16 protein-coding genes are annotated in these 22,429 nt (G+C 52.7%); 4 read left to right on the top strand and 12 right to left on the bottom strand.

The genetic code is table 11. The features are described from left to right. Positions 1 to 20: 20 nt before the first annotated feature. Both ACQ0MK_RS01995 and ACQ0MK_RS01990 read right to left on the bottom strand, forming a co-directional pair. A complete protein-coding gene (locus ACQ0MK_RS01995) occupies positions 21 to 1,400 on the bottom strand; it encodes an ABC1 kinase family protein (RefSeq protein WP_430474604.1) in 1,380 nt (459 codons plus the stop codon). A 1-nt stretch (position 1,401) separates the two neighbouring features. Then, entirely contained in the window at positions 1,402 to 3,177 is a 1,776-nt protein-coding gene (locus ACQ0MK_RS01990) for a M3 family oligoendopeptidase (protein ID WP_430474603.1), read from the bottom strand. Between the two features lie 448 nt (positions 3,178 to 3,625). Here ACQ0MK_RS01990 and ACQ0MK_RS01985 point away from each other — a divergent pair, with 448 nt between their 5' ends. Together ACQ0MK_RS01985 and ACQ0MK_RS01980 are read left to right on the top strand one after the other, a co-directional pair. After that, positions 3,626 to 5,446: an AMP-dependent synthetase/ligase gene (locus ACQ0MK_RS01985; protein WP_430474602.1), complete on the top strand. Its 1,821-nt coding sequence runs from the start codon at positions 3,626 to 3,628 to the stop codon at positions 5,444 to 5,446. An 8-nt stretch (positions 5,447 to 5,454) separates the two neighbouring features. After that, positions 5,455 to 5,883 carry an ATP-binding protein gene (locus tag ACQ0MK_RS01980; protein ID WP_430474601.1) on the top strand — a complete coding sequence of 143 codons (429 nt, stop codon included), beginning with the start codon at positions 5,455 to 5,457 and terminating at the stop codon, positions 5,881 to 5,883. A gap of 10 nt (positions 5,884 to 5,893) precedes the next feature. Here the strand turns inward: ACQ0MK_RS01980 and ACQ0MK_RS01975 are convergent, their stop codons facing one another. Together ACQ0MK_RS01975 and clpB are read right to left on the bottom strand one after the other, a co-directional pair. Beyond that, positions 5,894 to 6,706, bottom strand: a complete 813-nt coding sequence (locus ACQ0MK_RS01975; protein ID WP_430474600.1) for a DUF4197 domain-containing protein — start codon at positions 6,704 to 6,706, stop codon at positions 5,894 to 5,896. A gap of 115 nt (positions 6,707 to 6,821) precedes the next feature. Continuing rightward, the gene (gene clpB / locus ACQ0MK_RS01970; RefSeq protein WP_430474599.1) at positions 6,822 to 9,413 is read right to left on the bottom strand and encodes an ATP-dependent chaperone ClpB; all 2,592 of its coding nucleotides are present in this window, start codon (positions 9,411 to 9,413) and stop codon (positions 6,822 to 6,824) included. A gap of 351 nt (positions 9,414 to 9,764) precedes the next feature. Between clpB and ACQ0MK_RS01965 the strand changes: the two genes are divergently transcribed. Continuing rightward, positions 9,765 to 10,529: an MOSC domain-containing protein gene (locus ACQ0MK_RS01965; protein ID WP_430474598.1), complete on the top strand. Its 765-nt coding sequence runs from the start codon at positions 9,765 to 9,767 to the stop codon at positions 10,527 to 10,529. 72 nt (positions 10,530 to 10,601) lie between these two features. Here ACQ0MK_RS01965 and ACQ0MK_RS01960 read toward each other — a convergent pair whose 3' ends face one another. From ACQ0MK_RS01960 to ispG, 7 genes are all read right to left on the bottom strand, one after another. Beyond that, entirely contained in the window at positions 10,602 to 12,191 is a 1,590-nt protein-coding gene (locus ACQ0MK_RS01960) for a type IV secretory system conjugative DNA transfer family protein (protein WP_430474597.1), read from the bottom strand. A gap of 280 nt (positions 12,192 to 12,471) precedes the next feature. After that, on the bottom strand, positions 12,472 to 13,323 hold the full coding sequence (locus tag ACQ0MK_RS01955; RefSeq protein WP_430474596.1) for a DUF4167 domain-containing protein: 852 nt from the start codon (positions 13,321 to 13,323) through the stop codon (positions 12,472 to 12,474). A gap of 292 nt (positions 13,324 to 13,615) precedes the next feature. Further along, positions 13,616 to 14,539 carry a peptide chain release factor N(5)-glutamine methyltransferase gene (prmC, locus tag ACQ0MK_RS01950; protein WP_430474595.1) on the bottom strand — a complete coding sequence of 308 codons (924 nt, stop codon included), beginning with the start codon at positions 14,537 to 14,539 and terminating at the stop codon, positions 13,616 to 13,618. A gap of 3 nt (positions 14,540 to 14,542) precedes the next feature. Continuing rightward, positions 14,543 to 15,625, bottom strand: coding sequence for a peptide chain release factor 1 (prfA, locus tag ACQ0MK_RS01945; RefSeq protein ID WP_350159939.1), 1,083 nt, complete (start codon positions 15,623 to 15,625; stop codon positions 14,543 to 14,545). After that, entirely contained in the window at positions 15,622 to 16,968 is a 1,347-nt protein-coding gene (hemA, locus tag ACQ0MK_RS01940) for a glutamyl-tRNA reductase (protein ID WP_350044380.1), read from the bottom strand. The genes prfA and hemA overlap by 4 nt, the downstream gene beginning before the upstream one ends. Before the next feature lie 7 nt (positions 16,969 to 16,975). Next, entirely contained in the window at positions 16,976 to 18,217 is a 1,242-nt protein-coding gene (gene hisS, locus ACQ0MK_RS01935; protein ID WP_430474594.1) for a histidine--tRNA ligase, read from the bottom strand. 127 nt (positions 18,218 to 18,344) lie between these two features. Continuing rightward, positions 18,345 to 19,469, bottom strand: a complete 1,125-nt coding sequence (ispG, locus tag ACQ0MK_RS01930; protein ID WP_430474593.1) for a flavodoxin-dependent (E)-4-hydroxy-3-methylbut-2-enyl-diphosphate synthase — start codon at positions 19,467 to 19,469, stop codon at positions 18,345 to 18,347. Between the two features lie 212 nt (positions 19,470 to 19,681). Here ispG and ACQ0MK_RS01925 point away from each other — a divergent pair, with 212 nt between their 5' ends. After that, positions 19,682 to 21,064 carry a hypothetical protein gene (locus tag ACQ0MK_RS01925; protein ID WP_430474592.1) on the top strand — a complete coding sequence of 461 codons (1,383 nt, stop codon included), beginning with the start codon at positions 19,682 to 19,684 and terminating at the stop codon, positions 21,062 to 21,064. Positions 21,065 to 21,163: 99 nt separating this feature from the next. Here the strand turns inward: ACQ0MK_RS01925 and ACQ0MK_RS01920 are convergent, their stop codons facing one another. Beyond that, positions 21,164 to 22,309 (bottom strand): RodZ domain-containing protein, encoded by a 1,146-nt coding sequence (locus ACQ0MK_RS01920; protein ID WP_430474591.1) that lies wholly within the window; start codon positions 22,307 to 22,309, stop codon positions 21,164 to 21,166. Between the last annotated feature and the right edge of the window lie 120 nt (positions 22,310 to 22,429).

The raw sequence follows: 22,429 nt of genomic DNA, 5'->3' as shown, positions 1-22,429 counted from the left end.
GGCCGGTACATTTCGCCAAATCAGGCGTCCGGACGCTCCAACCCGACAAGATCAAGGGCATGCTTTTGACGTGCGGCAAGTTTGTCGACGTCAAAATCCCCGACCAGATCATGGAACAGACGATACCAGTTCACATGCGCATCAAGGCGCAAGAACACCGCCCCCAGCCCCACCGCAGCACGATCGACCAGAACAAACTCACGCGGCGGCTTGACCCCGCCCACCCGTCGAAGTTCCCGATGCACCTTCCCGGCGACTTCCGCGCCATAGGCAACCGAATTGGTTTCGCCCATCTTGCGTTCCCGATCATCAAGGATCGGGCCATAGACAAAACTGGCCCAGATATTAAGGACATCAATCAACTCGCGTGACGGATTTTCAAACCCCCAACTTTCATAGGCAGAAACCGCCTTTTCTTCGTCATTATCACGCAGCGCCTCATACAGCGTGATCACCGCATTGACGAAATCGGGTTTGAAAATCCGGATACAGCCAAAATCAAGAAGATTGACCGAATGATCATCGCGCAACGTGTAATTGCCCAGATGCGGATCGCCATGAATAACCCCGCAGCGATAAAACGGCACATACCACGCCCGAAACATATTAAGCGCAACTGTATTGCGCGCATCCTGATCCGGATCACTATCAAGGAAATGCTGGAATTTTTGCCCGCTCTGCCAGGTCATGGTCAAAAGCCGGCTGGTGGTGAGTTCATCCACCGGCTCAGGCACATGCACGGCACTTTCATCGGCCAACATATGACGATAAAGCCGCATATGTTTGGCTTCCCGCGCGTAATCAAGTTCTTCGCGCAGGCGGGCAGACAGTTCTTCCTGAATATTTTGCGCATCAATCGCGCTGTCATAGCGTTTATAGATCGCAAAGGCCGCACGAAGCTGTTTGAGATCGGCCTCAACCGTTGCAGACATATCGGGATATTGCAGCTTACAGGCCACTTCATCCCCATTGGGCAAGGTTGCCTTATGGACCTGACCAAGGGATGCGGCGGCCACCGCATCGTGGCTAAATTCCGTGAAGTTTGATTGCCACCCCGCCCCCAGTTCGCTGCGCATGCGGCGTTTGACAAACAGCCAGCCCATGCTGGGCGCATCGGCCTGAAGGGTTGCCAAGGCTTGGGTATATTCCTTGGGCAGGGCATCGGGGATGGTCGATAGGATTTGGGCGACCTTCATCAGCGGACCTTTAAGCCCGCCAAGGGCAGATGTCAGTTCGGCGGCGTATTTCGCATGATCGATTTCGCCGCCGAACACTTTTCCTGTGGCAAGACGCGCGGCCAGCTTACTGGCCGACGCCCCCACCTTTGCATAACGACGAACCCGTCCGCCAAATCTGTTTTCTTCTGACCGGGCGGTATAGTTATCGTCGTTATCACTCATATCAGGAAAGCTCCTCCAGCTCGTCGATCATGCCCTTGATCATGTTCAGACCCCGTTGCCAAAAGGCCGGGTCAGATGCATCAAGTCCGAACGGTGCCAGAAGTTCCTGGTGACGCTTGGTGCCGCCAGCTTTCAGCATATCAAGATACTTCTGCTGGAAGCCGTCTTCAGCCCCCTGGTAAACATCGTATAGCGAGTTCACAAGGCAATCGCCAAAGGCATAGGCATACACATAGAACGGCGAATGGATGAAGTGCGGAATGTAGGACCAGTAATATTTATACTCGTCCTCATACCGGATGGCATCGCCCAGACTTTCATGCTGTACGGCAATCCAGATGTCGCAGATCTCATCAACCGTCAATTCACCTTCGCGGCGCTTGTCATGAACGCGTTTCTCGAACTCGAAGAACGCAATCTGACGCACAACGGTGTTGAGCATATCTTCGACTTTACCGGCCAGCATGATGCGTTTCATCTTCGGATCGGTTTCCGAACGCAGCATCGACTGGAAGGTCAGCATTTCCCCAAACACAGATGCGGTTTCCGCCAGCGTCAGCGGCGTATCAGACAGGAAATAGCCCTGCTCGCCCGCCAAGACCTGATGCACCCCATGGCCAAGTTCATGGGCCAGCGTCATCACATCACGGGTTTTACCGTGATAGTTCAAAAGCAAATAAGGGTGCGCCGATGGCACGGTCGGATGGGCAAAGGCACCTGATGACTTGCCTGCACGCGGCGGCACATCAATCCACGGATTATCAAAGAACTTCTGGCCAACATCGGCCAGTTCCGGCGAAAATTCACCATATGCCTTCAATACGGTCGAACGTGCGGTATCCCAATCAATCTGACGATCATCATCATCAGGAAGCGGTGCATTGCGATCCCAATAATCAAGCTGATCGACACCGAACCATTTGGCTTTCAAACGGTAATAACGGTGCGACAGATCGGCGTGGCTGTTTTGAACAGCCGTGTTCAGTGCCTCGACGACTTCGTCCTCGACCTGATTGGACAGGTTGCGCGATGACACCGGGGTGGCAAATTTGCGCAGGCGATCATCGATTTCCTTGTCTTTGGCAAGGGTGTTGGTCACGTGTGCCAGAAGTTTGATGTTCTTGCCCAACACATCACCGATGGATTTGGCGGCCTTTTTGCGATCCTCGACCTTGTTCGACGACAGCATATTGGCTGCATCAGACATGGTCAGGTCTTTGCCATCAATCGGGAAACGCAACTCGGCCATGGTCTGATCAAACAAACGCACCCATGCGGCCGATCCGGCAACGCGGCGTTCATGCAGAACCTGTTCGACTTCATCAGACAGCTGATGGGGGCGGAACGCACGGTTTTCATCAAGCCACGGGCGATAACGGCGAAGTTCCCCGGATTCTGCATATTTCGCATCAAGGGATGCGTCTTCGATCCGGTTAATCTCAAGCCCGAAGAACAGTGACAGGCTTGAAATGCTGGTCATTTCTTCCTGAACCGACTGATAGAACTGCCCGATGGCAGCGTCCGAACTATCGCCTGCATACAGCAACTGGGCAAAGGAACCGATCTTGCCGCAAATTTCGCTGATGGCTTCATATTCGACAATCGCAGCGGCAAGTTCATCCCCCGAAAGGTCATTGAGCTTACCCTGATAGTTTTTCTGGAACGCTTGGCTGCGAGCTTTGGCATCATCAAGATCGCGCCGGATGGTCGGGTCTTTTGGATCGTTATAGAGATCCGTCAGATCCCAGGTCGGCAAATTCTTGTTGATCGCGTTCATTTGTCCTCCAGACAGTCTAAGTCCATATGCATTCGCATGGTCGCTCTAAGGCAATCCCGATACCGATATATAGCGGCTCATCCCAAGATCACCAGCCCTGATAACACATGCGGTTTTTCACCATGCCTCTGATCATATCTTTACTGGCCATGTGAACAACAGCAAAGCATCAAGAATATGTTCCAAAGACGCCATAACGGTTCAAAACCTGTGGAAATTCGACCCAAATCGACGAATATTTGGCCAAAGCAGGCCTCTTGATAAAAGAATTGTCATTTTCCGGCTGCGAAACGACCCAATCCCTGCTAACAAAATCATCTTGGAATATTCATTTATTTTCGATCTGATGCCGGAGACTTCCGGTACAATGATTCAGATGAACCAAACCAAATCAGGACAGCGCAAAGATTGTCCGACGATGGGAAAGACAACAAGGCAAGGGGATGTCATGACAAATTTGCAGAGTTATGCCGATTGGCAAAACTTGCCCGCGATGTTTTTTGCTCAGGCAAAGAAATATGGCGATGCGCCGTTTCTTTGGACCAAAAGCAGTGAAACAGGTAAATTTGTCCCAACCACCTGGCAAGAAACCGCTGATCAGGTTCGGGCATTGGCGCGTGCGCTTTATGACATCGGGGTGCGCCCGGGTGATCGGGTTTTACTGGTTTCAGAAAACCGCACGGAATGGAGCATCGCCGACCTTGCTGTCATGTGTGTCGGCGCAATGACGGTTCCGGCCTATACCACCAACACCGAACGCGACCATCTGCACGCGATTGAAGACAGCGGTGCGGCAATCGCCATCATCTCGACCAAGAAACTGGCCCAGCCGTTTTTGCATGCTGCCCTTGATAGCGGACGCTGCCGTCATGCGATCATGATGGAAGAATGGGGTCAAAGCTTTGTCGGGGACATCACCATTTCGCGCTGGGACGATCTGATCGCCAAGGGGCGTGGTCTTTCGGATGATGTGGATAACTGGGTTGCGGGCATCAAACGTGATGATCTTGCCTGTCTGATCTATACATCGGGTACGGGCGGCTCGCCCAAGGGGGTGATGCTCAGCCACGGGGCGATCATTTCAAACTGCATGGGGGCGTTCGATATCATCGAAACCCTTGGCATTGATGATGAAATCTTCCTGTCCTTCCTGCCACTTTCTCATTCTTATGAACATACTGCCGGGTTATATTTCCCGATCAGTATTGGTGCGCAAATCTATTACGCCGAAAGCCTTGATAAACTGGCCGCCAATCTGGCCGAGGTCCGCCCGACCATCATGACCGCCGTACCGCGGCTTTATGAAATGCTCTATCAGCGCATGAGCCGCATGGTCGAAAAAGAAGGCGGCATCAAACAAAAGCTGTTTGACCTGACCCTGCGCCTTGGCCGCAAAAATTACGAAGGTCAGCCTCTCAGCTTTGTCGAGAAACTCCAGAACCTTGCCTGTGAACTGCTGTTGCGCCGCAAGTTGCGCCAACGCTTTGGTGGTCGCATCAAGGCGATGGTATCGGGTGGCGGACCACTGAATTATGAATTGGGCGTTCTGTTTGTGTCCTGTGGCATTCGTATTTTGCAAGGATACGGCCAGACTGAATTTGCACCCGTCGTGTCGTGCAACCGTGCAGAAAATAACAAGCTTCGGACCGTTGGCCCACCGATGGTGGGTGCCGAAGTCAAAATCGCCCCGGATGGCGAAATCCTGCTGCGCGGCGAAAGCATGATGAAGGGCTATTGGAACCTGCCCGACGTTACAGCAGCAACCATTGTTGATGGTTGGCTTCATACCGGGGATATCGGCCAGTTCGACGAACAGGGCAGTGTAATGATCACGGATCGGAAGAAAGACATCATTGTCAATTCCGGCGGGGATAACATTTCACCCCAGCGGATCGAAGGCCTGATGACGTTGGAAACCGAGATTTCCCAAGCAATGGTGTCGGGTGATGCCATGCCTTATCTGGTCGCGGTTCTGTGGCCGGACGAAGATTTCATGCGCGAATTTGCCCGCGACAATTCGATTGATAACAATATCGAAGACCTCGCCAAGAATGACGAATTCCGCAAAATCATCCGTGCGGCGATTGATCGGGTCAATACCCGCCTGTCGACAATTGAAAAAGTGCGCAGCTTCATGTTTGCCGAGGCACCCTTTGGCATTGATAACGAAATGCTGACCCCGTCGATGAAAATCCGCCGTCACAAAATCCGCGAAGCTTATGGCAAGCAGCTTGATGGCCTCTATCAGCGCAAGCGCAAAGGCCAGTAATCAGCCCGATGACGCCCAAGGCCAAAACCGAAGATGACCAAACCCTGACCCTGATCCGGGGACTTCCCGGATCAGGCAAATCCACCTTGGCCGACAACCTTGCCCAGCAAACCGGTGCGACACATCTTGAGGCCGATCAGTTCATGGTTGATCGCAGCGGGCAGTATCGGTTTGATGCCCGTCGCCTGCGCGATGCCCACCGTCAATGTGAAACATCTTGTGATGACAATCTAAGTGCAGGCAACAGCGTCATTGTCGCCAATACCTTCACCGAGATATGGGAAATGCAGGCCTATCTCGATATGGCAGAACGTCATCGCGTTCCCCTGCAAATCATTGCCTGCCATGGGAAGTTTGAAAACATCCACGGCGTCCCGGATGACAAAATCAAGATCATGCGCGATCGTTGGGAAGAACTTCCGGTCAAATATCGCTAATTACCGCTAATCACTGTGCGACCGAAAACACCTGTTTGAGGATATCTGTCGTCCAGCGGGTCGGATCACTTCGAATGTCTGCTTCCTGCACGGCGATATAATGGAACAATCCATCCATTGCCTCATTCGTTGCATGATCAGTCAGCGATGCTTTTAAATCCGGGACAAACGGCAAGGTGTCATATTGTCCGACCATCTGATCATAAAGCGACAGCGCCCCTGTATCGGCCAAGGCGTCGGTCAGAACCGGGCGTAGGCGTGCTTCGATATCCGAACCTGAAACCCGGTGCAGATAACTGGTGGCGGCGTCATCCGGGCCATTAAGGATGCCCTTGGCATCTTCAAGGGTCATCTGGCTTACCGCATTGATCAGAATGTCGCCCGCATCACTCATGGTTTGTTCGGCCGCACGGTTCATGCGCAATTCAATTTCATCGGCATAACTTCCAAGCCCGGCCGCACTCAGCAATTTTTGCGCGCTCTTGACGGTCTCGGGCAACGCAATATGCGCCACCGGATCGGCGTTAAAGCCATCTTTAGCACCAAGCTGGGCGGTTACGGCCTCCACCCCGACATCAAGGGCCTGTTTCAGCCCCTTCTCGACCGTGTCTGACGACAAACCGGACAAGGCCGAACTTCCACTGCCGCCCGTGCCGGATGACGCACCACTGCCCGATGAATTGACCGCATCGCCCAATGCTTGCTTTGCCTTGTCAAAAAACGATTGCGCATGTGCCGATGGTACCACCGTAACGGACAACAGGCCGGTTGCGATTGCGACAACGCCAAAGCGACGCAAAGAAGGGAAGCTTACGATCTGCATGTGAAGTCCTGCTGGTTGTGGGGTGTGGAAAAACAGAATGGCGAACAATCATGGCCCGAACAAGACAAAACCCCGGTCGAAACCGGGGTTTTGCATCAATAGATATCGCATTTGGTTATTCGGTAACCTCGACCTTTTTACCATTCAGCAAAAGATCGGTTCCTTCGGCAGAGACAGGAATTTTATCCCCGTCATTTACCCCGCCTTCAAGAATTTGCATCGCCAGCGGGTTTTGCAAATATCGCTGGATCACGCGTTTAAGCGGACGGGCACCATAAACCGGGTCATAGCCTTTTGAGGCCAACCAGTCCTTGGCCGCATCATCAAGATCAAGTTCAATCTTGCGATCAAACAGAAGTTTTTCCAGACGACCAAGCTGGATATCAACAATCTTGCCCATCTGCGCACGAGCCAATCGATGGAACAGAATGGTTTCATCCAGACGGTTGAGGAATTCCGGGCGGAACGATGCCCGAACAATTTCCATCACCTGACCGCGCAACTCGCCGCTATCGTGACCCGGTTCCTGATTGGCAAGAATTTCACCACCAAGGTTCGAGGTCAGAATAATCAGCGTGTTGCGGAAATCGACAACCCGGCCCTGCCCGTCGGTCAAGCGACCTTCGTCAAGAACCTGCAACAGAATGTTGAACACATCCGGATGTGCTTTTTCGACCTCGTCAAACAGGACAACCTGATAGGGACGACGACGGACTGCCTCGGTCAAAGACCCGCCTTCTTCGTAGCCGACATAGCCCGGAGGTGCGCCGATCAAGCGCGCGACCGCATGTTTTTCCATGAATTCGGACATATCAATCCGAACCATCGCCTGTTCATCATCAAACAGGAACTGCGCAAGTGCCTTGGTCAGTTCTGTCTTACCAACCCCGGTCGGACCAAGGAACAGGAACGAACCGATCGGTCGGTTCGGATCCTGAAGCCCCGCACGGGCACGGCGCACCGCATTGGAAATGGACCGCACGGCATCGTCCTGACCGACAACCCGTTTGCGCAGGATATCTTCCATTTCAAGCAGCTTTTCGCGTTCACCCTCCAACATCTTGTCGACAGGAATCCCGGTCCAGCGCGAGACGATGGATGCGATATGCTTTTCCGTAACCGCCTCTTCCTTCATCCCGTCAGCCTGATCGTTTTCAGCCTTTTCAAGCAACCGCTCAAGAGCCGGGATTTCTTCGTATTGAAGCTGCCCAGCACGTTCAAGTTTGCCATCACGCATCGCACGTTCAAGTTCGCTGCGCGACTGATCAAGCTGTTCCTTGATATGGGTCGATGCCGCAAGTTCGGTTTTCTGGGCTTCCCATTTCGCGGTCAGAAGGGTCGATTTGCCTTCAAGCTCGATCAGCTCCTTGTCCAACCGGCCAAGGCGGTCTTTAGATGCGTTATCGTCTTCTTTCTTAAGCGCTTCGCGTTCGATCTTGAGCTGAATGATCCGGCGATCAAGTTCATCAATTTCTTCCGGCTTGGAATCAAGTTCCATGCGCAGACGCGACGATGCCTCATCCATCAGATCAATCGCCTTGTCTGGCAAAAACCGATCGGTGATGTAACGGTTTGACAGGGTCGCTGCGGCAACAAGTGCGGCATCGGCAATCCGGACCCCGTGATGAAGCTCGTACTTATCCTTGATCCCGCGCAGGATCGATACTGTGTCGCTTACAGATGGTTCAGACACAAATACCGGCTGGAACCGCCGGGCAAGGGCTGCGTCCTTTTCGATATGCTTGCGATACTCATCGAGCGTCGTCGCACCAATACAATGCAACTCACCGCGCGCCAATGCCGGTTTAAGAAGGTTGGAGGCATCCATCGATCCTTCGGCCTTACCGGCACCGACAAGGGTGTGAAGTTCATCAATAAACAGAATGACCTGGCCTGCTTCGGATTCAATTTCGCTGAGCACCGCTTTCAAGCGTTCTTCGAACTCGCCACGGAATTTTGCCCCAGCAATCAACGCGCCAAGGTCAAGCGACAGAAGCTTCTTTTCCTTCAGCGTTTCAGGAACATCGCCCTTGATGATCCGTAAGGCCAGACCTTCGGCAATCGCGGTTTTACCAACGCCGGGCTCCCCGATCATCACCGGATTGTTTTTGGTCCGGCGCGACAGAACCTGCACCGCACGGCGGATTTCTTCGTCACGCCCAATCACCGGGTCAAGCTTGCCGTCGCGGGCGGCTTCGGTCAGATCACGGGCATATTTTTTCAATGCGTCATACTGGCTTTCCGCACCGGAACTGTCCGCAGTACGCCCTTTGCGGATGTCATTGATCGCCCCGTTCAGGCCTTGCGCGGTCACACCGGCATCGGCCAGCACCTTGCCCGCAATTGATTTGGGATCAAGCGCGATGGTCAGAAGCAGCCGCTCAGCCGTGACATAACTGTCACCGGCCTTCTTGGCGACTTCCTGTGCCTGATCGATCAGGCGGGCAAATTCCGATGAAAGATAAATCTGACCATTGCCGCCAGAAACCTTTGGCAATTTCGCCAGTTCCTGTGCACAGCGTTCCTGGGCAAGCTTTGGCTTGCCCCCGGATGCCTTGATCAGATTGGCCGCCAAACCTTCTTCGTCGTCCAGAAGGACCTTCAGAAGATGGATCGGGACAAATTGTTGATGGTTTTCACGCAGTGCGAGCGATTGCGCCGACTGGAGAAATCCTTTGGACCGATCGGTAAACTTTTCAAATTCCATTCCTGTCACTCCTTGAGCCAACAGATTTTATGCAATGTGGACCTTCTTGGAAGCATCCACGACCTTGTCGTTATTACCTATTTTCAAATTATAGATTATTCCGACATCGACAACATTGATATGTATCAGTCTACCCCGTTTGCAACCAGATACCCCTACAAAAGTTGCAAGAATTAATTGTGCGCCGCAGCACAGTTTTCTAGCATTATTCCAGCTCGCACCCGACGCGTATGAAATATCCAGCGCGATCAGGGTTGCCCTTGGCAAAACAACGTTTTAACGTCTGCGATGACGGCATGCATTTCGCCCCGCACCAACAGCATGCCCAGGCGCCACACAGGAAACTAGAAAATGACGGTCGAGCTAAAAGCCATAAAACGCTATCCGGTCAAGGGACTGCGCGGCGTGGATATGCCAAGCGCAAAAATCACCGCCCATCGCATGCTTACGGATGACCGCCGCTTTGTCATTGCCAGCCAATCGGCGGTTGGTCAGGACGGCGTTCATGAATGGGTGCGCAAAAGCAATTTCCTGCAATTGGTCAACACCCCGAAACTGACCGAACTTGGCACTGAATATGATGAAGCCACCTGCACGCTGACGGTTCTGCGCAACAACCGCGCGATCTGCAAAGGCAAGCTGGATGAGTCTATGGGCCGCACCGTGATTGAGGATTTCCTCAAAGCATTCTTAAAAAATGATGTTGCCGGCACCCCAAAAATCTATGCCGTTCCCGACACCCAGTTTGGCGACATGAAGGAGCCGTATATTTCGGTTCTGAATTTGGCCTCGATCCGTGATTTTGGCGAACGTATTGTTCAGGCCGAAATTGATCCCATGCGGTTCCGCGGCAACCTGTTGATTGATGGGCTGGCACCTTGGAAAGAACTGGAATGGGAAGAAGGTCAGATCATCACGATCAATGATGCAAAATTTCGGGTCATTCACCCCATCACGCGCTGCAAAGCCACCAGCATCAATCCCGATACAGCCGTATCGGATATCAATGTGCCGCTTATGCTGCGCAAGGGTGTCAATCATCTCTATATGGGTGTGTATGTTGAGGCCCTTGACGATACCGTCCTGACACCTGGCGACAGCATCACGATTGCCTAAAACCACCCATCAGATTGCGCTTGCCAGATATGGTATTTCTGGCAAGTGCGCTGCACCTCATCCCAAATGATTTCAGTCTGAACTGAAGGTCGGCGCGTGTACGGCCATGCCTGTGAATAATTCGTCGTGATACCAGTCAATCCGGTGGGCCCGGATCGGTGGGCAGCCTTTGCGGAACAGAATTTGTTCTTCTTTCGGGAAACGCGCAACTTCGGCCGACCGCAGGATCGGCTGATTGTCACGTGATCGCAAATGCACCGGACGGGTTGTGTCACCACTCCCCCCGGTATCTTCAAATTTCGACATCGCGGTCAGGCCGGAAACCCAATCAAGATTAAATGCACCATCCTGACTAAGCACGGAAATCGCATCAACGCGGCCAACGACGTTTTCCCAGTTAAGACAAACATCCATCAGACCGCTGACCCCGCTAAAGCCCGGCCAGACAATCATGCCATCGCCAAATCCGCCACCAAGAAGCCGTTCAAACAGCGGCATACGCCCGACATGCTCGATCCCGTCAAGCAACACCAAGAATTCCGGATCACCGGACTTCCACCCACGTTGATTGATCAGGTTCATCATCCCGGCAAGCATCACACGGCTAAAGGATGGCTGAACTTCCGGTGTGTCCCCGCCAAGCTGGCCAATGACAAATATTGAAACCCCGCCACTGGTAATGTCCTCAATCGTGAAACTGCTTTTGCTCAACAGACGCGAAATTTGCGGATTATCAAATTCCTCTGTTGCCAACCGACAGGCTTCGATAATCTTCATCCGCTGATCTTCGGTCATATCAAGGATGTTAAGGGCAACTTCGGAAATACGCCCGTCTGCCGATTCAATCCCCATCAGATCTTCGAGGATTTTATAGAAACGGTGCGACGGCATGATCAGGTTTCGCCGAACCTCGCCAAGATTCCGGTTTTCCTTATCGCTTGTCTGGATTGTGAAAACGATAAAGCCCTGCAAAAGGGTCCGCGCAACACGGACTTCCTTTTCATCAAGATCCTGAACAAACATCGGTGCCAAAAGTGTATCTGCGATCAACGCTGTATCCGTGATCAGCGCTTCACCTTTCTGGCGAATAAAATCGAACGGATTGAATTGCTGAGACTCAACGCCGGTCTGACCATGCGGATCAATGACGATCAACCTTTGGCCCATCTTGGTCCGGCGGTCATGAATGGCGCGAAAAATGCTGCCATGGCGCTCATATACAAACAGGTTTCCCGGATGCATCAGCGCGTTTGGCTCCGCCGATGCGCGGTAATATTCCTGGGGCGTGGTGGCAAAGGTCAAAACACGCTTGAGCCCCGAAGCACCCAGCAATCGTTTCTCATCGCCCCAGCGGCCCAGCACAAAAGGCGGATTGTTTTCAAGCAGCTTACGCCCGGTAAGGTCTTCAAGCTTGGCCCACTGGCCTTCCGTTTTGGCCTTGGCAGCCTGCGCCGGGGTCATTGATTGTTTTGACTTCGAAGGAGAAGGAGATTTGGCTTTGTTTACCGCAAGAACGACCAACGGCAAGAACATCGGGATGATGAAACACACCCCGCCAAGCAGGGCCAGTTCATAGTCGCCATTGAACAATCCGAGGGCAATAACCATCCCGCCAAGTGCCCATAGCACCACCATGACGATCCGAAAAAAGCCAGCTCCCATCAAAGAACCCCCAATATTGCAGCCGTTCCGTAAATTGCAATCAAACTGCTTCTATTGATAACTTCACGGAATTGTTTGTTATTTTGGGGTCAAGACCCCTTAAATCAATTGATACCAACAATAATCAACGGTTGCACGCCTTATTAAGGTTTATAATTTTACCGGTTTGTTCTGTAAAAGATACAGAGTTTTGCGCGTGACCATTCCCAAACGACAACACCCCCGCAAGTCATCGACTTGCAGGGGTGTTTGTCATGCAAAAACATCATTTCTGAATGGATCAGGCCGAAACGGGTTCGGACCCTTCATCAGATGACGCTGTTTCTTCGTCATCCCGGCCCGCAGCGCGGCTACGTCCGCGGCGTGCTGTTGGGTGACGGCCCCGTGTCCGGGTCGTACTGCTTGATGCGCGGCGGGTTTTCTTTTCGCCGTCATCCCCCTGATCCGCACTGTCGGCATCCGAAGATGCCGGTGCAGCAGGTTCCGCAGCAACAGGCGCAGATGCAGCAGGTGCGTCATCGCTGACCGCATTTACATGTGCATTGCTTGCTGCCGGGGCAGAAGTGTTATGATCGGCATCATCCGAACGGCGTGGGCGACCACGACCGGCAGGACGGCCTTCCGTACGACGGGCACGCGGTGCGCGTCTTGGTCGATCATCACCACCGGCGGCAGATGTGCCTTCGGTGTTTTCACCAGCTGTATTTTCCGCATCATTCGAAGTCGGGGCACCGTCTGTCGCAGCATTTGCTGCGTTTTCGGTGTTGTCACTTCGCTGATCGTCGCCCTGATTTGGCTGGGCTTCGTTGCGGTCATCACGGCCGTTGCGATTGTTGTTGCGGTTACGGTTGTTGTTATTGTCACCGACCCGCTCGTCGCGACGCTGATTTTCCCACTCCTGCGCAGCCTGAAGGATGCGATGGTAGTGTTCAGCGTGCTGGTAATAGTTTTCCGCCAAAACAGGATCGTCAGTGCAATCCTTGGCCAGCGAAACATATTTTTCATGGACCTGTTGCGCGTTCCCACGAACACGGCCATCCGGCCCATTACTGTCAAAATTCTGAAATTTTGGATTTACTGGACGTTTAGTAGGCTGTTGCCGTCCGCGCGGACGTTTATTGTTATTTCTCATATCAACATGACTTTGGTGTTGAAGGACAATCCGGTGACATCATCGGCCCCGGAACCACTCCGTCTGAAAAACATATTTCCCGCTAAACAGTACCGATTAAACGGCATCCGTACAAATCTGCCGAGAACCATTGAAGGAACGGAGATTGCTGACTGTTTACTGGGGAACACGGCGCTTTCATAAGCGCGTCGGGCACCCGGCCCGTTCAAACCAACCTATATGGCTTGTTCGGTTATTCCAACTGTTTTTTTCACTGCCATTCGCTTTTTTTGCGTCTGTGAGTCCCGAAAGATCAAATTACGCAGCGCCCGACAGAACAACGGGTTTTCTTTGCCGCGACGCAGCGAACAATACCGCCAAGGTCTTCGCGGTATTCGACCCCGACAAATCCGGCCTCGATCAACAGTTGCCCGACATCTTTTTCCTGGCCGCGCCCGATCTCAAAGATCACAAAACCGGCCGGCTTTGCCAGACTGAACGCGACCTGTGCCAATATCCGATAGGCCGCAAGCCCGTCGCCTTCATCAGTTAAGGCCTGACGCGGATCAAACTTTTGCACCTCGGCGGATAAAGTTTTCATCTCATCGGCGGTGATATAGGGCGGATTTGACATCACAAGATCAAACCCCGCTTCGCGTTCCGCATCGCTTAGGGCGCTGTCCCAGTCCGAAACGCGAAATTCTGTCTGCTGAACAAGATCCAAACTACGCGCATTTTCCCGTGCGCAGGCAATTGCCCCTTCGCTGATATCAAGACCAAGCCCGCTTGCACCGGGAAGATCGCCAATCGCGGATAACAACAAACACCCGGTTCCCGTGCCAAAATCAATGATGCTTGGCGCATCGGCATCTTCAAGGAAATCAATCGCCCATTCGACAAGCGTTTCGCTATCGGGGCGCGGTTCAAGCGTTTCAGGGGAAAGTTTGAACGTATGACGCCAAAAATCACGCTCCCCCAAAATACGGCCAACCGGCTCATGACCAGCCCGGCGCGCGATCATGTCCTTGAAGATTGCGGCTTTGTCTGGAGCAACTTCTTCTTCGGGCCATGCCGTAATCCGACCACCATCAACACCAGCCGCACGCGATAGCAAAATACGCGCATCCATACGCGCATTTTCAATCCCGGCATCGCTCAGCTCAGCAACACCTTGCGCCATTAAGGCACCAAGTGTTGAAGGGCTGTTGGCATCAATGGTCAACGGATCGGTCTGCATGTCCTAGCCTTCGATCTCGGCAAGTTTCTGTGCCTGTTCTTCGGCAATCAGGGCATCAAACATTTCATCAACGGCAGGACCACCGGCCATAAAATCATCCAGACGATAAAGCGTCAGGTTGATGCGGTGATCTGATACGCGCCCTTGCGGGAAATTATAGGTGCGGATGCGCTCAGACCGATCGCCCGATCCGACCTGTGACTTACGGTCTGCCGCCCGCGCGGTATCCTTGCTTTCGCGTTCCTGATCATACAGACGCGACAGCAGCATCTTCATCGCTTTTTCTTTGTTCTTATGCTGGGATTTGGCTTCCTGACTGGCGGCAACCACACCGGTCGGAATATGGGTAATCCGCACCGCACTATCGGTGGTGTTGACGTGCTGACCACCAGCCCCCTGGGATCGATAGGTATCAATACGCAGATCTTTGGGATCAATGCGAATGTCAACTTCTTCGGCTTCGGGCAACACAGCAACGGTCGCAGCCGAGGTATGAATGCGTCCGCCGCCTTCGGTGACCGGCACACGCTGCACACGATGCACGCCGCTTTCAAATTTCAAACGCGCAAAAACGTCCGTTCCCGATACGTTGACGATCACTTCCTTATACCCGCCAAGGTCGTTCTCGCTGGCGTCCATCTGTTCGAACTTCCAGCCGCGCCCTTCGGCGTAACGCTGATACATGCGATAAAGATCGGCGGCAAAAAGGGCGGCTTCTTCACCACCCGTTCCGGCACGAATTTCAAGAATGGCGTTTTTGGTATCCGCACTGTCTTTGGGGATCAGCATCAGTTTCATCTGACGCTCTGCCTCGGGCAGCTTTTCCTGAATTTCGTATTTCTCGGCTTCGGCCATTTCGCGCATGTCACGATCGCCCGCCGGATCTGCCAGAATTTCTTCGGCTTCGGCAAGATCGTTCAGAAGCCGTTTATAGGCTTCGATGACCTCGACAATCGGTGCCAGCTCAGCATGCTCGCGCGACATTTTGACAAAACCGTCACCGTCCAGCTCGCCACTTGAAAGAACGGCATTGAGCTCGTCGAACCGGCGAACGACACCGTCAAGCTTACCAAGGTCCAGACTCACTCTTTATTCTCCTGCTTCGGATCGTTTGGGGTATCTGCACCACCAACCGGTTTTTCATCAAGTTCAAACAGACGCGCCAACAGTTTCTGGGCCTTGACCCATTCAATGGTGCCTGCACCATCCGTTGTCGTCGCCAAATCTTTCAGGGCCTGTGTCGGTGTATGCAACAACCGATTGATCAAAAGCCTGGTTGCCTTTTCCGCATCGCCCTGACTTTCCCGAAGGGCATCTTCGCGCACGGTTTCAAACCGTCTCCGCAAATCGGCAATGGCCGGAACCGCTGCACGCTGTGCACGACCACGGACAAAACCATCAAGCTCCGCCTCGATCAGCGCCCAGGCTTCATCGGCCTTTTCTTCACGCCCGCCCCGGCCTTCTGCCGCGATCTTTTCCAGATCTTCGATCCGGTAAAAGAACACTTCGTCAATTTCATCGACCTGCGGATCAATATCACCGGGAACGGCCGTATCAATCATCAGGACCGGACGATACCGGCGGCGTTTGACCGCTGCCAATGCCCGATCCTTATCAATCATATAACGCCGTGATCCACCAGCGGTCAGAACCAGATCGGCCTCGGCCAAAAGCCGATCCAGATCATCCATTTCCGACCAATGACAATCCAGACGCCGTGCGACCAATCTTGCCCGTGCTGCCAGTCGATCCGTGACCAGAATGCGACCTATGCCGCGCTCGGCAAGGGATGCTGCGATCAGTTCGCCCATATCGCCCGCCCCGGCAAGCAATAAGGTGCAATTGGCAAGATCACCATGCAGATCGCGGGCAACCGACTGTGCGGCAGCGGCAATCGAAACCGCCCCCTGCCCGATCCCGGTTTGACTACGGACCTTTTTGGCAATGGCATAGGCGGTCTGATAGACCAGTTCCAGTTCGCGCCCTACAAGATCATGACGGCGCGCAATCCTGTGCGCGTCTTTGACCTGACCAAATACTTCAGGTTCGCCAATCACCATACTGTCAAGCGATGCCGCCACGGCAAACATATGGCGCAGGGCATCCCGGCCTGATCGGATATAAAGTTCACTTGCCAGTTGATCCCGATCGACATCCGCCCACAGCGACATCAGATCAATCAACCGTTCGCGGCCACGTTCGGCCTCGGACGCCAGCAGATGAATTTCGGTGCGGTTACAGGTCGAAACGACGACCGCCTGCCCCAGACGGGCCTGTTCAATCGCGGCCAGAAACTGTGGTAGGCGGGCTTCATCAATGAACAGACGGTCGCGTGTGTCTTCGCTGGAGCGCCGATGATTGGTGCCGATCACCATCAGGCGATCTAGCGGCCAGTCTCCGGCATCATCATGCGAAATCGCGTCTGTCACACCATTCTCACTTTTTGCCGATCACATCCGCAAGCTGATCAAGGGCAACTTCTTGCTGTTCACCGCTATCAAGATCACGCAGTTGGGCAACGCCCTTGGCCAATTCATCATCACCAAGAATGATGGCCTTATAGGCATTTGCCTTATCGGCACGTTTCATGCGTTTTTTCATATTGCCGGAATAGCCAAGCTCGACCGCAACACCCGCTTCGCGCAGGGCCTGTGCAAGAGTGCGACATTTGGCTTCTGCGGCGTCCCCCATCGGGATCAATGCGACCGGGCGCGCACCTGCCGGTGCTTCGCCAACCATCAACGCCAAACGTTCAACACCCGCAGCCCAACCAACACCGGCGGTCTGCGGACCACCCATGGTCGAAATCAGGCCATCATAACGGCCACCGGCCATCACGGTTCCCTGTGCACCAAGGGTGTTGGTCGTGAATTCAAAGCAGGTATGGCAATAGTAATCCAGACCACGCACCAGACGCGGGTTCAGTTCGTAACTGATCCCGATATCGCCCAGACCTTCGGTCAGGCCCTTGAAGAATTCTTTGCTGTGTTCATTCAGATATTCAGAGAATAGCGGCGCATTGGCGACCAATGCCCGATCGCCTTCATCCTTGGAATCAAGAATACGCAGCGGGTTCTTTTCCAAACGTGCGCGGCTGTCTTCGGACAGTTTATCGAAATGACCTTTGAAATAATCCACCAGCACATCACGGTACGCCACACGGCTTTCGGGATCGCCAAGGGTGTTCAATTCCAACGTGATGCTGTCCCAAAGACCAAGGGATTTAAGGATATGCGCACCATAGCCAATCATTTCGATATCGCCTGCAACCTGTTCAACGCCAAGCAGTTCGGCACCGATTTGATGGAACTGACGCTGACGGCCTTTCTGCGGGCGCTCATATCGGAACATCGGGCCATAATAGTTGACCTTGACCGGCGACATCTGCTGCATACCGTTTGAGATATAGGCACGCGCAACACCGGCGGTTCCTTCAGGACGCAGGGTAATCTGTTCGCCACCACGATCTTCAAACGTGTACATTTCCTTGGTCACGACATCAGATGTATCGCCAAGGGTCCGCGCAAAGACGTCGGTAAATTCAAAGATCGGCGTCGACATGCGGTGATAGCCATACAACTCGCCGATTTCGCGTGCAGTATTCGCGATGTAATCCTGCAACCGGTTCTGCTCGGGCAGAAGGTCATGCGTGCCACGGACGGGTTGAAGCGATGCCACTTTGGGTCTCCGATCTAACTTGAATTCCAGATATTTACGCGACGTTCAATCGGCGCAAACTCATGTGAACATGAAAATAGCTTTCCGCCGGTGTGGCGGAAAGCCAAAATTGATCAATTCAGCCTTGCTACTCTGCTGCGGTTTGCTTGGCGGCTTCTTCGGCTTCGATCTTTGCCACACGTTCTTCGACCAGTTCAACGATATGGTCGACCATTTTTTCCGTGCTGATATTGTGATCCGGACGACCGGAAATATACATCTTGTGGTTTCCGCCACCGCCACCGGTCAGACCGATATCGGTTTCACGCGCCTCACCCGGACCATTGACGATACAGCCAATAATCGACAGCGAAATCGGGGTCGAAATATGTGCCAGCCGTTGTTCAAGCTCGGCAACTGTCTCCACCACGTTAAAGCCCTGACGTGCACAGGACGGGCAGGAAATGATCTGAACCCCACGGGTACGCAGACCCAGCGATTTCAAAATGTCATAACCAACATGGATTTCTTCAACCGGATCAGCCGAAAGCGACACGCGCAGCGTATCACCAATACCGGCCCACAGAAGATTGCCCATGCCAATCGATGACTTGACCGTACCACCGCGCAGACCACCGGCCTCGGTAATGCCAAGATGCAGCGGATAGTCACAAGCCTCTGCCAACCCGTAATAGGCAGCAACCGCAAGAAACACATCAGATGCCTTGACCGAAATCTTGAACTCGCGGAAATCCTGATCTTCCAGAATTTTGGCGTGGTTCAGCGCACTTTCGACCATCGCTTCCGGGCAAGGTTCGCCGTAGCGTTCCAGAAGTTCTTTTTCAAGCGACCCGGCATTCACACCGATACGCATCGAACATCCGTGATCCTTGGCGGCCTTGACCACTTCGCGCACGCGTTCGGTTGATCCGATATTACCCGGATTGATCCGAAGACACGCGGCACCTGATTCGGCTGCTTCGATGGCGCGTTTGTAATGGAAATGAATGTCGGCAACGATCGGGACATTCACCTGTTTGATGATGTCTTTCAGTGCAAGACTGGATTCCTGATCCGGGCAGGACACACGAACGATGTCAGCACCGGCTTCTTCCAACCGATGGATCTGCGCAACTGTCGCGTTCACATCGGTGGTCAGGGTGTTGGTCATCGACTGTACCGAGATCGGTGCATCACCACCGACTTCCACATTACCAACGTGGATTTTACGGCTTTTTCGGCGTTCAATGTCGCGATATGGGCGGACGCTCATTTCGGGTTCCAAAATGTTCAAAATGTCTTGCAGGAGTATATAGCTTATCAAACGCGGATTAGAAACCGTTGGGTGACAGATTTTCATCGCTTAGGCATAAACATTAACTATACCAACCATCAAACAGAAGGCAGATCAAGAAATCAAACCTCGCTCTAGACGAAACAAATAAAGTGCTACACCCTAACTTCGCAGCTTTAGATGGAAGAACAATGACGACCAACCGCAAGTGCATTGTCGATAATGCCACATTGAGTGGAGTTGAGCGTATCGTCGGCGAAAGCAAAATCAAGAATTTAGCCTACAAAGAAAATGACATCCTTTGTCTCGAAAAGCTTGTCACCGCTATCCTTTTCAGCGATCGATTGATCGGAATCGACGATTACAAAACTGAATATCGATCAGCTAGACTCAAGAAGTTTGACTTTATTGACTTCAAAAGCGTCTCGTCCCCGACTTACAAGCAATTATCGGCTGAAGCTGCAGACTTCGCTCGACGAATGACATTCTCACTTGACGGCTCGGTCCCCGCCGGAGACGTAGTAAAATTCTTTGAAACACTAAGAATAGAACCTCAACTGCGCTGGGACATTTTTGTCTCAAGTGAATATCTTACTCTCTCTTTCATCGTGCAAGACCCAAAAGATGTGGTACATGAACAAGCAATTGAGAGTATTTTTCGAACCGAAGCTACCGACAGTGATCAAGTTGCAACGAGTAACAATTACAGCCCGCAATTTCAGGTTCGTGAAGCCTCAGACATTTCGGAAATAAAGGCTTTAGTTCATACGCTCGCTTCTGAAAACCCCAACTTCAAATCGGAACAATTGACGACAGCTCTTAATCGAATAATGTTTGGTTATGGTTGGGCTGCCGAGCGATCATACTTCTACAATTCCGTCGCGGAAGCCGAAGCTGCTGACGTCTTTCTTGCTCCGCTTCGCGACGCGTTTTGCGAAAGTTGCTGCCGCATTGACTATCCGTCAACTGTCCAAGGCCTATTGGAAACACTGAAGACCAAATCTCAAGAAACAATTGCTTCAATTCTAACGCCGAGTGGGCAATCTCATTTTGCGCTAAAGCTACCATTCTTCACGAGCTACCTCATCTCGAAAACAGATACCCCGAAGCAGTGCATAGAACTTGCTTTAGAACTAAGAAACCATAAGGACTTTCAAGATTGCAGAGTAATTTTTCACAACCTTGATCATTTGCCCCATATTGAAAAGACAAAAGAACTAAATGGCATCCTCAAGTACCTTAATGATTCTTGCAGGGGTCTAATGAAGAAGTATGCAGTTTCGACAGAAAACGGCCTGCAATATTCCTTGTCACTTGGAGTAACAGGGCCTTCGGTTAACCTTAATTCGAAGTTGCATCAGCTGTTCCGCGCACACAAGAACAAGCCTTTTACTCGAACCTTCAGGAACATTGCCCAAGACATGCTAAATGTTGAGCGTCTTGGTAGTTTACATGAGAAAGTTTGTTCATCATTTAGAGAGCATGAAGAATCGAGCTACCCAAAGATTTCAACAACCCCAAAATTCATGAAAAACAAAGAAAACGAGCACAGCCGACCGGCTCAACTTGAATAATCTTTACACTAGTCAGCAGCACATAAACCGAAAAAGGCGACCCGAATGGGCCGCCTTTGACTTTTAAACCGCCACCACGCCCGCAAAACGGGCCTGGAATTATTGAACTGTCGGCTGTTCGGCCTGTGTCAGATCATCAACATTTAGCGAGAAATCCGAAATTACCGCACCGTAATTGCCAACGGGTTTGGCTTCCGCACCATCAATGCTGTAGGTCAATGCCCCGGCATTACCGACTTCAAGTTTCAACCCGTCGCGATTCGGTACGCGATAGGTATCGCCTGCTGTCAGCATCCGGGTCAGAAGAACATTGCCATCTGACTCGCGAATACGAACCCAACTGGTTTCGACCGCTGAAATCATCACACGACTGTCAACATTCACTGCCCCAAAGACCCGTGCGCCACCTGCATCATCAACTTCAGGTGCCGCTGGAACAGATGCAACTTCTGCTGCTGGCGCTGGCGCAGTAGCAGCGGGAACATCCGCTGATGGCTGCGCCGCCGGTGCTTCGGTCACTTCGCGGGTAACTGGCGCTGTTTCTGGCGCTGTCTCAGTAACAACTGGCTCTGGAGCTTCGGCAACTTCAGGAACCGGCTTCACCGCAGGCTGCGTTGCAGCCGTGGTGTCCTCGACAGGATTGGCTGGTGTCTCAGGTGCTTCCGCAATAACGGGGTCCGCTGCATCAGAACCCGTCTGAGCTGTGGTCGCCGGTTCTGCTTCTGCAGCCTGTGCTTCTGCCGCGTTTTCAAGGTTCCGCGGCTCTGTCTGGTCTGATGCAACCGTCGTCGAATAGCCTGCCAGACGTTCAGGCAATGGATCGACCAGATCGGCAATCGTCTTACCCTGGCTGGAAAGATAATACCAACCACCATAAGCACCAAGACCCAGCATCACAGCAATCAACAGCACCGCCCCACCAGGAACACGGCTTTCTTGTACCGGTTTCGGGAAAGACAAATGGCTGCGCACTGCTGGCGCGTTGCTTTCTTCACGGTAACGACGGGCGATTTCTGCACCGTCCAAACCAAGATGTGCGGCATACGCCTTTACAAAGCCAAGACCATAAGGACCATTCGGTAGAAGCGAATAGTCACTATTCTCGATGGCTTCGATATAAATTTTTCGAATACGGAGCATCTGACAAACGTCTTCAACGGTTTGCCCCGCTCCATTTCGGGTCGCCTTTAACAGGCTTCCGACTTCGGCATGTCCGCCATGGAATTGATTATTCTCTGCGTCCATAACGATATCATTTGACGGCTGATCCCCGGACAAAGGCCTGAAACGCAGGCGTCCTCGAGCATCGTCACCCAAATGATCTTCCTTTCGCTTTTTGATCGCCAACTCCGCACCCCCACGTTA

The sequence above is a fragment of the Thalassospira lucentensis genome (assembly GCF_050516545.1).
In the GTDB taxonomy this organism is placed as follows: domain Bacteria; phylum Pseudomonadota; class Alphaproteobacteria; order Rhodospirillales; family Thalassospiraceae; genus Thalassospira; species Thalassospira lucentensis_C.
The sequence above is the reverse complement of the archived record's forward strand: the minus strand, read 5'-3'. Positions and strand labels throughout refer to the sequence as shown.

Coding starts and splice junctions, on each gene's coding strand:
- ACQ0MK_RS01975 (WP_430474600.1), bottom strand. CDS start 6,706: ATGCAGATCGTAAGCTTCCCTTCTTTGCGTCGCTTTGGCGTTGTCGCA.
- ACQ0MK_RS01960 (WP_430474597.1), bottom strand. CDS start 12,191: ATGGGAGCTGGCTTTTTTCGGATCGTCATGGTGGTGCTATGGGCACTT.
- ACQ0MK_RS01920 (WP_430474591.1), bottom strand. CDS start 22,309: ATGGACGCAGAGAATAATCAATTCCATGGCGGACATGCCGAAGTCGGA.
- ACQ0MK_RS01985 (WP_430474602.1), top strand. CDS start 3,626: ATGACAAATTTGCAGAGTTATGCCGATTGGCAAAACTTGCCCGCGATG.
- ACQ0MK_RS01965 (WP_430474598.1), top strand. CDS start 9,765: ATGACGGTCGAGCTAAAAGCCATAAAACGCTATCCGGTCAAGGGACTG.
- clpB (WP_430474599.1), bottom strand. CDS start 9,413: ATGGAATTTGAAAAGTTTACCGATCGGTCCAAAGGATTTCTCCAGTCG.
- ispG (WP_430474593.1), bottom strand. CDS start 19,469: ATGAGCGTCCGCCCATATCGCGACATTGAACGCCGAAAAAGCCGTAAA.
- prmC (WP_430474595.1), bottom strand. CDS start 14,539: ATGCAGACCGATCCGTTGACCATTGATGCCAACAGCCCTTCAACACTT.
- ACQ0MK_RS01955 (WP_430474596.1), bottom strand. CDS start 13,323: ATGAGAAATAACAATAAACGTCCGCGCGGACGGCAACAGCCTACTAAA.
- ACQ0MK_RS01925 (WP_430474592.1), top strand. CDS start 19,682: ATGACGACCAACCGCAAGTGCATTGTCGATAATGCCACATTGAGTGGA.
- ACQ0MK_RS01995 (WP_430474604.1), bottom strand. CDS start 1,400: ATGAGTGATAACGACGATAACTATACCGCCCGGTCAGAAGAAAACAGA.
- ACQ0MK_RS01990 (WP_430474603.1), bottom strand. CDS start 3,177: ATGAACGCGATCAACAAGAATTTGCCGACCTGGGATCTGACGGATCTC.
- ACQ0MK_RS01980 (WP_430474601.1), top strand. CDS start 5,455: ATGACGCCCAAGGCCAAAACCGAAGATGACCAAACCCTGACCCTGATC.